Origin of the sequence: Xylanibacter ruminicola Ga6B6 (genome assembly GCF_000687715.1) — a bacterium.
GTDB classification, from domain to species: domain Bacteria; phylum Bacteroidota; class Bacteroidia; order Bacteroidales; family Bacteroidaceae; genus Prevotella; species Prevotella ruminicola_B.
Genome location: NZ_JHXD01000036.1, coordinates 1 through 15,116 on the forward strand (window position 1 = coordinate 1; position 15,116 = coordinate 15,116).

Here is a 15,116-nt window from a genome sequence, read left to right on the forward strand (position 1 = left end):
CGGGAGCATCATCTCTATCTTTATCTTGACAATGCAAAGGTACGAAATTTTCGTCATATATTGAAATATTAATTGTTAATGAATTGTTAAAATATGAAGGTGAATAAAAAGTGGAAACAGGAAACAGAAACAGTTTTTATTTTAAGCCCACTTATCAAGCCATTCTGAAGATTATATTTTATATAATATATATATTATATAAAATATAAATAATAATCGTAATAATTACACTATTCTATACATCCCCTCGCGATTTTAAAACTGTTTCTGTTTCCTGTGTCACTTTTCTCCCAACAAAATTTGGCTAAATCAAAGATTTGTGCTATCTTTGCATGCAAATCAACAATTGAATGAATATGAAGTATGGAATAGTTTACCTACTTTCTAACCCATATATGCCAGGTTTGGTAAAGATTGGCATGACGGCCCAAGAGGATATAGAGAAGCGAATGCGCGAACTCTATACTACAGGAGTCCCTGCGCCATTTGAGTGCCAGTTTGCTTGTAAGGTTGATATTAAAGATTGTGCTAAGATAGAGAAAGCACTCCATACAGCTTTTGAACCTCAGCGCGTTAATAAGAATAGGGAATTCTTCCGAATTCAGGTTGTACAAGCAAAAGCTATTCTCGAATTGTTCCATCATACCGACGTTACCGCTGAGGTGACTGATGAAATTCAGAATGACCTTACTCAAGAAGATAAGGATGCATCAACAAAAGCAAAAGAGCACCGCCCGCCATTGAACTTTTACAAGATGGGTATGGCAAAGGGAGATGTACTGCATTGGAAAGAAGATCCCAATATTACCATCTCAGTTTATACAGATAGAACTGTTCTGTATAACAACGAAGAAATGGCAATAAGTGCTGTTACAAGAGACCTTAAAGGTTCGAAATGGTATGTGGCACCTGGCTCATATTGGGTTTATAACGACCGTTTGTTGAGTGAGATATACGATGAAACTTACCCTGTAGAAGAATAGAATAATATATTTAAATACATTCACAGAGATTGTTAAGATAACGATAAAATATGGCAAAGAAAACAATAAAACCCGCTAAGGAGGAAACTTTGGAGACTATTCTCTTTAACTGTCGAAACAGTTTGAGGGGTAGGGCTGCTATGACTGATAAGCGCGATATGCTGCTCACATTGGTATTCTTAAAGTTTATTGGTGAACGTTTTAAAGATCAGCAGGAGAAGATTCGTAAGAGCTTCAAGGAGCAGGGTATTGATGACGAAGGATTCATCGAGATGCAGCTGAAGCGCCCCCAGCACTATTTGCAGGATGGTGTATTCTTCTTGAGTGATGAAACCTTTTGGGATAAGCTGATTCTTACTCCTTCAACCAGTATGGCTGTAGCATTCGATACTGCCATCAAACAGCTTGATGATAATGAGCCAAAGCTTAAGAATGCACTTCCTCAGCAGATATTCACCAAAACACAATTGGAGGCAGGTGTGCTGAAGAGTGTAGTTGATGAGATTGAGAAGATTGATCCCAAACGTTTTGTTGAACACGATTTGATAGGTCGAGTATATGAGTATTTCCTGCAGGCATTCTCTATTAATGCTGATAAGGAGGAGGGCGAGTTCTATACGCCACATAGCATCGTAGAGTTGATTGCGGCTCTGATTGAACCCTTTGATGGTACTGTTTACGACCCATGCTGCGGTTCTGGCGGTATGTTTGTACAGGCTACCAAGTTTATCGAGGCGCATGGTGGCAATACCCAGGCAGTTAATGTTTATGGTCAGGAGTCAGAGCCTGCAACATATCGCTTGGCTAAGATGAACCTTGCCATTCGTGGTATCAGCTACCACCTTGGTGAGCGTGCTGTTTCTACCTTTAGCAACGACCAGCATAAGGATATAAAGGTGGATTATATTATGGCTAACCCACCATTCAATTTGAAGCGATACGCTGATTATAGTGATTTTGATGACGATCCACGATGGAAAGGTTATGGAGTACCACCAACTAGCAACGCTAACTATGCATGGATACTCCACATGCTGAATAAGCTTGATAAGGATAATGGTGTAGCAGGATTTTTGCTGGCTAATGGTGCACTCGATGATGATGATGCAAAAGATATACGTCAGAAGTTGATTGAGAATGATAAGGTAGAAGCTATTATTGTATTACCTCGCCAGATGTTCTACTCAACAGACATCAGTGTAACTCTTTGGATTCTGAACAACAACAAGAAGGGTGGCCCTCGTCATGGACGTATGCTCCGTAACCGACAGGGTGAAATCCTGTTTGTCGATCTCCGTACTTGGAGTGAAAACATCTACGAGAAAAAGTATGTAAAACTGTCGGAAGAGCAGATTACCGAAGTATGTAAGATATACTTTGATTGGGCTACGACTGGTTCTAAGAACTATGCAAAGCCAGAGTTATACTATGCTGCCAATATAGATGAAATCCGTGAGAAAGACTTCTCCTTGATTCCCAGTCGTTATATAGAGTTCGTTGATCATGATACAGAAATGGATTATCAGTCAGCTCTGACTCAGATGAGTGAGCAGTTTGATGCACTCAAAAAGCGTTGGGACGATAACGAATCTGCTTTGATTGATGCATTTAAGGTATTGGGATATGGGAAGTAAGATAAGAATAGTTAGGTTAGGGGATTATATAGAACAGTGCGACGATAGAAACGAAGCATTGACCTATGGATTAGACGCCGTCAGAGGTGTTTCTAATACAAAGCTTATACAGAAGACAAAAGCTAACATGACTGGTAGAAATCTTTCTACATTTCATGTCGTAAGCAAGAACCATTTTGTATTTAACCGAAGAACGACAAGAAATGGTGAACGTTTGGGCTTAGGTTTTAATAATACCGACTCTATTTATATATTCACAGAGGATTACGTTCATTTTAAGGTTTCTGATGAAAGTATTTTAAACCCGACATATTTATACCTGTTTTTCCTCCGTGATGAATTTGACCGTTTAGTTCGTTACCATTCTTGGGGGAGTGCCACAGAATTCTTTAATTGGGAAGATATGCAACGTGTTTATATTCCACTTCCTTCGGCAAAAGAACAAGAGAAAGTGGTGAATGCTTGGAAGGCGTTGAGAGAAATCAAAGAGCAGAACGAAGCTAAAGCTGCTCCGTTGATGCAGCTGTGCCAAAGCTATATACAGGAGTTGAAGCATAAATACCCTCTTCAAGAGATAGGGCCTTATATAGAGGAATACGATTTGAGAAATAAAGATTCGATTTACAATATTGATGATGTAAGAGGTATAAGTATTGAGAAAAAGATTATCGATACAAAAGCTAATATGGATGGAGTTAAGCTTACTCCGTACAAAATATTCAAGCATGGCACTTTCTGTTATGTTACTATTACTTCAAGAAATAGCGACAAAATAACATTATCATTGAATCCTAATGAGAGGGATTATATTGTTTCTTCATCATATATCACCTTCAAAGTAAAAGATGAAGATAAGACTGTTCCAGAGTTCCTTTATCTCTGGTTCTGTCGTTCTGAGTTTGACAGATACGCTCGATTTAATTCATGGGGAAGTGCAAGAGAGGCATTCTCGTTTGAAGATATGAAGCGTACAGAGATTCCTTTACCCCCGCCTGATGTTCAACGTGCAATTGTAAATATCTACAAGTGCGCTAATGAGGCTAAGCAAATAGCAGCAGAAGCAGACCGTCTTTCACGAGAGGTTTGCCCTGCTCTGATACAACATACTATAAATAATTAAAACCCATCGTTATGTATTGCAAAGAATGTGGAAAAGAAATTCCTGAGAATTCTAAGTTTTGTCAGCATTGTGGCTGTCGTCAATCCAGCAATGATAATGTTCAAGCAAATAAAGATGTTTGTACCTTTCCTTCTGATAGTGGTCAATCTAATCAGAACATCATCATTAATTTTCTAAGCAAAAACAAAAAAAATACCAGCATTTATACTTTATGGTTGATAATTAATATTATACTTTTTTGCTTTGGAGAAGAATATGTTGAAAACTATTTGAACTTATATTGTAAAAATTTCTTTTTCCCATTTACATATACTTCAGAATATTTTTATCAGACAAAAATGTTTGATGCTAGATTCTACGATGTTACAGAGTTGTTGTTTTATTGTATTCTCTTCCCATTGGTATTATATTTTTCTATTACTTTAATAAAAAAATGGAAAAATAAGCAAAAATAACCAATGTCTGGCAAAGGGAATTAATGTAATTTAGGCGTAATATGGAAAAGACAAGAGAAGAGTGCCTAAAACTCGTAAAAGAGGATATTAAATGTAAACATAGTAAAGCTTGGACTCTGCTATGTTTCGCCGTGCTTTTCTCTATAGTATCAGCAGCATTTATAGCGTATTATACTTTTAATGGTTATATGTATAGCGGCTGGGGAGCGGTAGCTACTTATGCATTGATGTTTATTCTTAGTACTTTCTCTATTGGCTATATTTCTGCTTTTATATTCTATTATTATCATGACTATCTATCAATGGCATCAGAGATGTTGGAGGATTACCAGATAGCATATGCTCCAGTAAAAATTATCTATCAGTATAGTAAGATGATAGAAAAAACGGTTTTTGAAGATAAAAAACCTTCTGATAATTACGATAGTGAGTTTGCTGATAGTATTATTGTTGAAAAACCTGTAAATGGAATAATTGAAATTAATCCTGCAATATGGAAAATGATGCGGCTCAATAGTTCAATGATAAAGGAGAGTGTTGATGAACTAAAATTGGTTAGAAGCGATTTAAATCAAATTACTTTTATTACATTATCAAAGTCTCTCGATATATATCATCAACTTTCAGAGAAGAATTGGGCTTTAGAAAATGATGACAATCCGAATGCAAAATATGAGGATTTAAAACTCGTCTTAAGAAACTACAAACAGAGTTTAGAAGATTATCAGGGAATAATGTTAAACCTGAAACGATATGTTTATTTTGATATAGAGAAGGATGAATAGAAACGGAAAGTATTACGAAAGCCAGTTTGAGGAGGCTACCATTGAGCTGCTAACAGAAGCCCAGTGGCAGTATACTTTTGGCGATGAACTGCATCGTAAGTTCACAGACCCTCTGATTGAAGAAGATTTACGAACATTCCTCAATGCTCAGTATGCCAAGAAAGGACTGACAGAGGCTGAGATGGATAACGTGGTGGCAAACCTCAGGAATGTTGGTGGCCAGAACGACTACTATACCTGTCAGAATGCCTTCCTGCTATATCGTGATGGCTACGACTTTACCTATAGCGACAATCGTGATACTCCTTTCCGTATGGAGTACATCGACTTTGAGCATCCAAATCGTAATATCTTCCGTTGTGTCAACCAATTTGTCATGGAACAAGGTCAGGAAAATCGCCGTCCTGACATTCTGCTTTTCGTGAACGGTATTCCCGTCTGCATCATCGAACTTAAGAATCCCACAAAAGCTAATGCTACTGTGCGAGATGCACATAGACAAATATGTACCAGATATATGAGAGATATCCCATCGCTGCTAAGATTCTGTGCTATAGCTGTAATAAGTGATGGTGCAAAGAATGCTTTGGGTACGCCATTTACGCCATTTGAATTCTATTATGAGTGGAAGAAGGTTGATAACGAGGATAAAGCCGGCAAAGGTCTTGACACCTTAAAGACTCTTGTAAAAGGTGCATTGTCGCCAACAAGACTCCTGGAGATTCTTCGCGATTATGTTTATTTCCCTGATCCATCAAAAGAAGATGATACTACCGAGGTGGTTTGTCGCTATCCCCAATTCTTTGCAACTCGTAAGTTGAGAGATAATATATTGGCACATCTGCGTAGTGTAGGTGGCGATGGTAAAGGTGGTACTTATTTTGGTGCTACAGGTTGTGGTAAAACCTATACTATGCTGTTTTTGGCACGTCAGTTAGCACTTCGCTGTAAAACACAATTAGGTAGTCCTACTATCCTGATTATTGTCGACCGTGAGGATTTGGAAACCCAGAGTGGCAAACTGTTCGGACGCTCAAAACGATTCCTTGAAGATGAGGCTGTTAAGGTGTTTGAGAGTCGCCAAGAACTCGCTACCGAGATGACTTTACGTAAATCGGGTGGAGTATATATCACAACTATACAGAAGTTCGCTGAATCAACAGGGCTACTGACTGAACGCAGTAACGTGATATGTATGAGTGATGAGGCTCATAGAACTCAGAATAATCTTGGTACTCGCCTTGTTATAAACCAAAATGATGACAATCCAGGCGCTAAGGTTACATATGGCTTTGCAAAATACTTGCGCGATGCGCTACCTAATGCCACTTATGTAGGATTTACAGGGACACCAATCGATGAGACGGTGCATGTGTTTGGAGAGGTGGTTGACCAATACACCATGAAGGAATCAGAAGAAGATGGTATCACTGTACCTATTAAATACGATCCCCGATTGGCTCGCGTGTTCATGAACAAGGAACAGGCTGAAAAGGTAGAGGCATATTATAAAATGTGCGCCGACGAAGGTGCTACTCCCGAAGATATTGCCAAGAGTAAGGCTGCTATGGCCAGCATGCAGGTAATTATCGGCGACGATGATGTAATTGAGCGCGTGGCTAATGATATTATAGTCGATTATATTAAGCGTACTGAGGGTATCGACCGTTTGCAGAAAGCAATGATTACCTGTATCGATCGTCCTACAGCCTTCAAACTCTACAAAAAGATGCGCGAACTGATGCCTATCTGGTTTGAGAAGAAGAAGGCACTTAATGAACTGACGCTAACAGCCGACGAGAAAGAGAAATTGCACGATGTGGCATTTGTAAACATGGTGATGACCACCGATAAGGATGATGAGAAGGAACTCTATCAATTATTGGGTGGTGGTGCCAGCAAGGAGTATCGTAAATTCTTGGACACAGAGTACAAGTCATTGAAATCAAACTTCCGCATTGCGATTGTAGTAGATATGTGGGTTACCGGTTTCGATGTCCCAAGTCTTACATTGCTTTATAATGATAAACCACTCTCTAAGCATACATTGATTCAAACTATATCGCGTGTTAACCGTAAGTTTATGGATAAGGAATATGGTTTCGTTATCGATTATATCGGCATACGCGAGGAGATGAAAAAAGCGATGAAGAGATATGGTGGCGAAGTGCCACCTGCCGAAGACCTTGATATTGCTCATAGCGTATTGCAGAACGAATTGCAGATACTGAAAGAGATGCTTGCCAAATTGGATTTCGACCCATTCTTTGGCGACAAGGACCTAGTGCGACTGCAGTTTCTGCAGACTGCTGCAGAGTATATCCTGGCTAATAGTATTGAGAAAAGGGGTGAAGTTTCGTTTATAAAACGCTTTAAGGCGCATGTAAAACGTCTGCGCTCTGCCTTTAATATCTGTAGTCCTGCTGGTATCTTGCCTGATGACGAAGTTATGTGGTGCCAGTGTATGATGGGAATCTGCTCGTACGTAGCGAAGATGACTGCTACCGAACACGATGTAGAAAGCATGAACAAACATATAGAGCAGATGGTTAAGGAAGCTATATTAGCCAGCGGCGTAGAGAAGTTCTTTGAAGATGGTAAGGAAGAAAACATCTTTGGAGATACTTTTGTACAGGAGTTGGACGATGTAAAGATGCCTTTTACCAAGTTCCAGCTATTATGCAAGCTGGTAGCAAAAGCCATCAAGGCTTATCGCAAAACCAATAAAATACAAGCAGAAAAGTTCCAAATAATGCTTGAAAAGGTTATCGACGACTATAATACTCGCGATAAGTTGACCTTTACTAACCAGGTAACCCAAGGTGTGGTAGATGGTGTTGTGAACATTGTAGATGATAAGATTAACTCGCTTACAGATAGGCTGCAACAGATACTAAAAGACCTAAAGGTTGATAGCGAGAAGTTTAAAGAACTGGGCATTACCTTCGAGGAAAAGGCATTCTTTGATGTGCTTACCGAAGTTAGAGATACTCACCAGTTTGAATATCCTGATGATCGTTGCATCGAATTAGCCAAGAAGATTAAGTTGCTGATTGATGATACCGCTGTTTATGCAGATTGGTTGAACAACGACAACTTGAAGAATAAACTTGCCTCGCAGTTGACTGTACTTATTTATAAGGAAGGTTATCCACCCGAGTGGGATGATGAGGTGTTTAAGAAAGTACTCGACCAGGTAGAGAATTACAAGAAGAACGGTTCTTCTAAGCTGTCCTATACGGTACAGGAGATGCCTGAACATAAAGAGATAAGGTATGACGATTACGAAGAACAGCTCCCAATGGCAGCCGAAACGGCCAAACCATACGGAGTGGAATAATTCTGTAAGTTGAAAATATGAATTGCAGGGAGATATATAATGCATTTGAATATGACCTTCCTAGGGTAAAGTATAGAACAAAATATATGATGCCAAAGGTGGTCAAGGAACTTGAGAAAGAACTTAAGTTCCCTGCATGGCGTATCTGTAAATATACTGTTCCTGAATCTTGCAACACATATAATCTGTGTTATTACGCAGAATTTCCTGAAAACGCTCAAAGTCCTACAAATATACATTATTGTATAGTTGATACAGATGAAGTTGTAGCCATAATCAGAGCTTTGACAGGCAAATACTTAAAACCGGATGGTGCAATAACTGAATTAAAACAGATTCATTTGTATACGTATCATTTCTTGGAGCAGTATAACAAACGTTTCCTGAAAAATGATGCTTTATCACATGAAGAAATAGCATGTATGTATTCGTGTAGGAATAAGGTTATTACGCCAACAAGGATGAACGAGAGGATAAATAGAAACTATAAAAAGCATGGTAGATTTAACTCTCACGTGTACGAAGTACGAGATGGTGTTTGCTTTGCTCAAACCTCTTTTGAAGATGCTAAAGATGAGGAGGGTAATTTGATTCCAGATGACGTAGGTACACTTCTGATACTTTTTACAACGTTCATGAATGAAAACGACATGAGTGAAGAACAAAAAAAAGGTATTGAAGATGAACAGAAGATATTGTATGATACTGTAGACGAACTGTTCTTCAAAAGCTTAGTTAAATAGAAAGCTTTAGACAAGATTAACCCACAAAAAAAGCGAGGAGCGAACATCACTGTTGGCTCCTCGTATTACTTAAAAACTGTTTATGTTAATCAACTTAAACCTTAACTATAAATATTTTTTCAACGGTGCAAATATAATACTTTTTTGGGACTATCAGCAATAAATCGGAAAAAAGTTTTGTTAATTCTTTTAAATTGATTACTTTTGTCCCCCGACAATCAGGATATAATAACTTAAAACGGAATTAAAAATGACTGAAGAAATTAAAGGTCAACCGAAATGCCACCCATTAAACGAGGGTGGCGCAGTATTGCTTGACAAATTAAAGAAAGAGGGGTGGAATCCCCAAGTGTGTGATGCTGAATTCAGCTATATGCCGCAGGATGACGACGATGGCTTTGGCTGTGCGGCGCATGAATCGTTCGAAGAACGACTGATGCTACCTCTAGAAGTGTTGCCATTATTTCCGATGACGGGTATCTCGATGATCGACGATTCGATGTCTGCCGCTGGCATTCGTAAAGGTGACATACTTATTATGGTGTATGATGACGATCCTGACGACGGCAATGTGGTACTTGCCAGCGTAGCCGGTAAACAGATGGTAAGATTTTACTACGAGGATGACGAGGGCAATAAGTGGTTGCTATCGAAAAACGAAGGTGTTGAGCCCATCTGTATCAGTGATAGAGATGATACTAAATTATTAGCCAGGATAATGCGTTATATCAGTAACGCTCCAAGCTTAAAGTATAGCGAGGCAAACAAACTCACAAAAGATGCCAAGAGATTGGTAAAGAAACCAAAGGTGGTTTCGCTGAAGCATGCCCAGTGGGTGATAAAACAGCTAGGCCCTGATGTGAAAATAATACGCGACTGGTTCTCGTTTTACCGTCCGCTTGTACAGTATCATGTGGTAGATGATAAGGACTATAGGGGCTTCTGTAAGATCATAAAAGAGGCGTTGCCCGACCATGCGCCTCAGCCAAAATACGACGAGATTCAACGTTTAGACGATGGATGCTTCAGGAAGCCTGTAGAAGAATGGACGCCTATAAGCTCTCCATATAAGAACTTTAATCGTTTCTATGCTTGCCGAAATAGGGCGATGCAAGTGATAAGTTTTCTGGAACTTGAAGAATCTCACGAAGATCTCACGAAAACTCACGAAAAAATGGCCTGATTCGGGCAAAATCTCACGAGAATCACCAAAACTTTACGCAGATCTCACGAAAGCTTTACGGCGATGGAATTTTACTTCCGTCGCTGTTTTTTTTTGTCTAATTTTGTCCTCGGAAATCAGATGATAGTCGTCTGATAAGATTTAAAAATTAAAGTATTAAAAATGAAAAAGAAAATGAACATTATCGGTTACTTTACTGTACCGATTAAGGTGATTGAGGGTGAAATTAGTTGTGATCAGGACATCGACAGCTATGCACTCGACGTGAAGGATCTGCTAGACCAGCAGGTGAGTCAGGAACTAAGCGAAAAGCTTAATGAAATGCTACTTGGGTTTAATGAAGATGTGCAACTGGAAATGGTTGAAGACATGCTCAGTTTTATCTGTGCAAAGGTGCTACACACTACGGGTTGCTACTCGGTTGATACCGCTCTAGAGATGTGCTACAAGTGGATAGGCGAGGAGCAGGGTATGGTAACCACGGGATTTGGGAAACTGATGAACCGACTGATTTAACGATGGCAGAGAACAGAATAAGAATAGAAGGCCGCGTTAAACGGATAGAGTATCTGAGATACCTGGCTGATGTAAGAGCTGAAGAACAGCAAGCGATAGATATGGGGTACCATATTACTCGCAAAAGTATCGAAGAGGTAAGAGAGGAATTCCAAGCTAAATACGGAAGCATTTGGATGGAAATTTAAAAATGTAAAAATGATAAAATGCAACAATTTGTTTAACAATTTAAAATGTAAAAGTAATTATGAACACAATGATTTTAAGAGTGAAGAAGTGCGGTGCAATGACTACCGTGCAGAGTGAGAAAAGTGAGAACGGCGTGCTTGACAAGCGTACACTGGTACTGCAGATGTTGGGCGGCAAGTATGAGGACAGCTTTGTGGTAACGGCCCTGGGCAGTTTGGCCACCATCGAGTGGACCGAGGGGGATCTGGTAGCCTGTAGCATGAGCTTCAGAACCCACGAACACAACGGGCAGGTTTTTATGGACATTATCGCGAACGAAATGGTAAAAGTTAAACATTAAAAATTTAAAAAGTTATGTATTTAGACGAAGCAATTAAAGCAATGGAGATGAACCTCCGCAGTACATGTATGATGCTGGAGACAGTGAGACACAACCAGATTGACAAGGCAATCGACTTCGACTGGCTGCCTATGCAGGATCATCTGGCCCAGTGTGTACATGGGGTTCATATTTGCCAGGAATCGAGCGTTGAGGACTGCTTGAAATACCTGGAGCAACTGTACAAAGGGCTTACCAAAGCATGGGAACACTACGAGAAGGGTAATAGAGTGCTTGGAGTTTTGGAATGCGAAGAGGCCTATATGATTGATATGCTGTATGGCTTTATAGGTCACCAGTTTAACGAAGACTATGTGAACTGTGCCCGAGAGTGCGTTAAGGCATATAACCAGACGCCTATCAATCCTAATGAGGTTAAAAATGACGAGAACGCGTATGCCTGGCGACGCAAGGTGCTTGATAAGTTCTGCGCTATCCTGAAGAAGTACGATATCGACATTACCGAGAATGGTGAGTGGAGCATCAGAGAGGGTTATCTAGTAGAATGGTTGGATAGAAAGTACTGGAGCGAATAAGATTTTAGTTTCATATTATTACTAATTTTTTGAGTTGAGGCTGAGGAGGATATTCTCGAGTAAATGGCCAAGGAATCCGAAACTTCTTCTCGCTTTAAAACTCAAAAAACAAATGAAAACAAATAACAAATTAAACAAGACAGTAACTGTTAACGGCATGATGGCCGTTACAAAGAGTGATTTGGAAATGGATTATGTGCAGTTTTTGCCAGATAATCCGAGTGTAGGACAAGTGGAAGCATTCCGTGGTCGCGGTGTAGGGCAGCTGCTGTGCAACGGATCGTTTGAGTTTATACGAAGCAAACGTCTGCGCCGTAAGCCTGTATATCAAGGATGTTATGCCAGTCTGTCGTTTGGTGCCGATGGCTTTGATCGTGTAACGTTTGTGGTGCCTAACGCGCTGCGTGCCAAGTTGCCTACCATCTTGCGCAAGGGCATTTACCAAGTAATTAACTACCTTGTAAAGAAAGGATTTAGTAAATGATTTACCGCATTGTAAATAAGGGAAAGAAGTTTGCTTATCTGGTAAAGAATCGTGAAGATTTTATAGCGCTGAGAAACACGAAGGAGAACCTGGACAATCTGGCAAAAGCCCGTAAAGGCGACGAGAAAGCCAAGGCACAACTGGTGCAGTTTGCGTACAATATTGGTGTGCTGAACAGTTCGGTTTTGGCGGGATGCAAAAGCATTGGTAGCTACTTTTTCCATGATGTGGACTGCTACGATGCCGAACAAAGTGCGGCCATGGCGCAGCAGATTCTGGCCAAGAAAGACGAGATTGGCCTGATGCTGCTGGAGAAAAGCGCGAGTGGGGGATACCATCTGGTTTGCAAGCGACTGCCCGGCACGACCATTTTAGAGAACCAGGTGCGCATAGCTACTATCCTACAGATTGAAATGGACACCAATGTGCATGATTTGCAAAGGGTGGTATTCTCGACCAGTGGCGATGAAAATGATTTACTTTATCTGAACGATGAGCTGTTTGAAGAACCCATGACGGCCGAGGAGTGTGAGGCGGAATATGCGCGCCTGAAAGAGCGTGAGCGCAAAGGTGAAGAGCAGGTGCCGGCTGGGGCTAAGAAAGCAAGGAAGCATTATAAACCGTGGTTAGAAGAATTAGGCACGAATTTCGCGAATTTACGCGAATTAATTAATAATGCTACAGAGGACAAAAACAAAATTCGTGATAATTCGTGTAATTCGTGCCAAAATAAAACCGTTGATGAGCGGGTGAGGTTTGTGATGGAGGCGGTGCTGAAGGCGAAGGGACTGGAGAAATCGGACTTTACGGATATTGGTGGCAGGCATAATGCGGTGAAGATATTCCTGAGTGGTGCTAACCAATTGCTGAGTAAGGAAGAGGCTAACGGGGCTTTGGCGGAACTGATGCCTGAACACTGGGCGGATGAGAATATCCAGGCGTGCGTGGCTGACTTTTATGATAAGTATTATAATCCTACGCAGAAGTTGACGAAAGATCAGGAGGGGATATTTACCCAAAGTCGAAGACTGAAAGAAAACGAAAGCTCCCAACCAACACTTGAATTGGACGCGAACACCCCTATGCACGAACTAACCAAACTGTTTGCCAGCGAAACGCCGCCAGCGATACCTAAGGATGTGCCCAAACTGGTAAAGGCGGTTACCTGTAACACACCTGATAAATATAAGGCAACTGTGGCGCAGGCCATGTTCCCCGGACTGATGGCATACCCCAAGAAGCTGAACTTTGTGTACATTGATAATCAGGTGCGCGAACTGCGCGCAAACTGCCTGATAGTGGCAGGTACAGGTACGGGTAAAGATTCGTGTACCAAGCAACCGCTTACGCGCATTATTGCGGATATGAAGGCACGCGACGAGGAGAACCGCAAGCGCTTGAAGGAGTTTAATGATGAATTCAACTCGAAGGCATCTAACAAACAGAAGCCACAGCGCCCAGCCGACTTGATTATCCAGACGATTAAGAGCGATATTACAAAAGCTGCATTGGTACAGCGAATGGACGAAGCGCAAGGCGCACCGCTCTATGTGCGTATCAACGAGCTGGAGCAGTGGGATAAAATTGAGGGTTCGACGGGTAGAGGCAACCAGTTTACAACCCTTAAACTGTGCGACGACGAGGGTAACGACTATGGTACCGACCGTGCTGGTACGCAGAGCGTGATGGGATCGGGTAGTTTACACCTTAACTGGAATGCCAACACCACAACGGCCAAGGCGATAAAGTACTTTCGCTATGTGCTGACCGACGGTCCGATATCGCGCCTTTGTCTGGCAACCATACCTGAAGAGGAGATTGGCGCTGAGATATCGGTGTTTGGTACCTACGACGAGAAATATGACGCCGCATTGAAGCCGTATATCGAGAATCTGAAGCAGGCCACGGGCACCATCGACTGCAAGGAAGCCAGGAAACTGGCCAGAAAGTTGAAAGACGAATGTGCTGATTTCGCACGACTGTCGCAGGATAGGGTGTTCGACAACCTTTCGCACCGTGCGTTGGTAATCGCTTTCCGTAAAGCTTGTTTGCTGTATGCTGCCAACGGCATGAAATGGGAAAAGTCGATTGAGACATTCTGCAGATGGAGTTTGTTCTACGATCTGTATATTAAGATGACGGTGTTTGGCGACTTGATACGGCATGCTGATGATGATATTCAGACCTCAAAACGCGGACCGCAGAATCTGTTAGTGATGTTACCTACTAATTTCACACTCGATGATGCTAAGCGCGTGCGACAGCAACAGGGGTACAGCACTGATACCTACCATACTAAGAAGATGATTCGAAGTTGGATTTATCGTGAGTATGTGACACAGGAAACAGAACACAGTTTTAAAAAAGCATTAATTACCGAAGGAAAAAAGTAAGAATGGAACAGATAGTACAGTTAAACAGTAACGCAAGACTCTCCCAACATTTCCAGTTGGGAGAGTTCACCAAGAGTAATCATCCTGAGGTGTATAACATTCCCAGCCATGAGGCGATTGCGAACTTGAAGCGGGTTTGCATCTGGCTTGAAGAGTTAAGAAAACGGTATAATGAGAAATATGGAGTGGGCGAGGAGCCCATCCACATAAACTCTGGGTATCGCAGTCCGCAGTTGAATAAGAAGGTTGGCGGGGTAGCTGGCAGTAACCACCTTACGGGGTGTGCGGTGGATATCAGGGTGTTGGGTGCTGAGCAGTTAATACGCTATGCTAACATACTGCTGGATTACGCGGATGAGAGCGGTCAGGACTTTGA

General features: G+C 41.2%; 15 protein-coding genes. All 15 read left to right on the forward strand.

Annotated elements, in window-relative coordinates:
• Positions 1-356: 356 nt before the first annotated feature.
• Positions 357-983, forward strand: coding sequence for a GIY-YIG nuclease family protein (locus T500_RS0114115; RefSeq protein WP_036909221.1), 627 nt, complete (start codon positions 357-359; stop codon positions 981-983).
• A gap of 50 nt (positions 984-1,033) precedes the next feature.
• Positions 1,034-2,617, forward strand: a complete 1,584-nt coding sequence (locus T500_RS0114120) for an N-6 DNA methylase (protein WP_028908646.1) — start codon at positions 1,034-1,036, stop codon at positions 2,615-2,617.
• Positions 2,607-3,737, forward strand: a complete 1,131-nt coding sequence (locus T500_RS0114125; RefSeq protein WP_028908647.1) for a restriction endonuclease subunit S — start codon at positions 2,607-2,609, stop codon at positions 3,735-3,737. The genes T500_RS0114120 and T500_RS0114125 overlap by 11 nt, the downstream gene beginning before the upstream one ends.
• 11 nt (positions 3,738-3,748) lie before the next feature.
• Positions 3,749-4,192, forward strand: coding sequence for a zinc-ribbon domain-containing protein (locus T500_RS17065; protein ID WP_155267572.1), 444 nt, complete (start codon positions 3,749-3,751; stop codon positions 4,190-4,192).
• Between the two features lie 41 nt (positions 4,193-4,233).
• Entirely contained in the window at positions 4,234-4,977 is a 744-nt protein-coding gene (locus T500_RS0114135) for a hypothetical protein (protein WP_028908648.1), read from the forward strand.
• The gene (locus tag T500_RS16090; protein WP_080694916.1) at positions 4,970-8,317 is read left to right on the forward strand and encodes a type I restriction endonuclease subunit R; all 3,348 of its coding nucleotides are present in this window, start codon (positions 4,970-4,972) and stop codon (positions 8,315-8,317) included. The genes T500_RS0114135 and T500_RS16090 overlap by 8 nt, the downstream gene beginning before the upstream one ends.
• Before the next feature lie 17 nt (positions 8,318-8,334).
• Positions 8,335-9,060, forward strand: a complete 726-nt coding sequence (locus T500_RS0114145; protein WP_028908649.1) for a hypothetical protein — start codon at positions 8,335-8,337, stop codon at positions 9,058-9,060.
• Positions 9,061-9,310: 250 nt separating this feature from the next.
• The gene (locus T500_RS0114150) at positions 9,311-10,243 is read left to right on the forward strand and encodes a S24 family peptidase (protein WP_028908650.1); all 933 of its coding nucleotides are present in this window, start codon (positions 9,311-9,313) and stop codon (positions 10,241-10,243) included.
• 162 nt (positions 10,244-10,405) lie between these two features.
• Positions 10,406-10,759 carry a hypothetical protein gene (locus T500_RS0114155; protein ID WP_028908651.1) on the forward strand — a complete coding sequence of 118 codons (354 nt, stop codon included), beginning with the start codon at positions 10,406-10,408 and terminating at the stop codon, positions 10,757-10,759.
• Between the two features lie 2 nt (positions 10,760-10,761).
• Positions 10,762-10,947, forward strand: a complete 186-nt coding sequence (locus T500_RS0114160; RefSeq protein ID WP_028908652.1) for a hypothetical protein — start codon at positions 10,762-10,764, stop codon at positions 10,945-10,947.
• 59 nt (positions 10,948-11,006) lie between these two features.
• Positions 11,007-11,288 (forward strand): DUF3127 domain-containing protein, encoded by a 282-nt coding sequence (locus tag T500_RS0114165; RefSeq protein WP_028908653.1) that lies wholly within the window; start codon positions 11,007-11,009, stop codon positions 11,286-11,288.
• A 14-nt stretch (positions 11,289-11,302) separates the two neighbouring features.
• Positions 11,303-11,863 (forward strand): hypothetical protein, encoded by a 561-nt coding sequence (locus T500_RS0114170; RefSeq protein ID WP_230580920.1) that lies wholly within the window; start codon positions 11,303-11,305, stop codon positions 11,861-11,863.
• A 112-nt stretch (positions 11,864-11,975) separates the two neighbouring features.
• Positions 11,976-12,347 (forward strand): hypothetical protein, encoded by a 372-nt coding sequence (locus tag T500_RS0114175; protein ID WP_028908655.1) that lies wholly within the window; start codon positions 11,976-11,978, stop codon positions 12,345-12,347.
• Complete coding sequence (locus T500_RS16560; RefSeq protein ID WP_051612091.1) at positions 12,344-14,740, forward strand: hypothetical protein; 2,397 nt, start codon at positions 12,344-12,346, stop codon at positions 14,738-14,740. Before T500_RS0114175 ends, T500_RS16560 begins: the two co-directional genes overlap by 4 nt.
• Before the next feature lie 56 nt (positions 14,741-14,796).
• Positions 14,797-15,116, forward strand: a 320-nt coding sequence (locus tag T500_RS16100) for a D-Ala-D-Ala carboxypeptidase family metallohydrolase (protein WP_410543886.1), incomplete at its 3' end; no start/stop codon positions are given.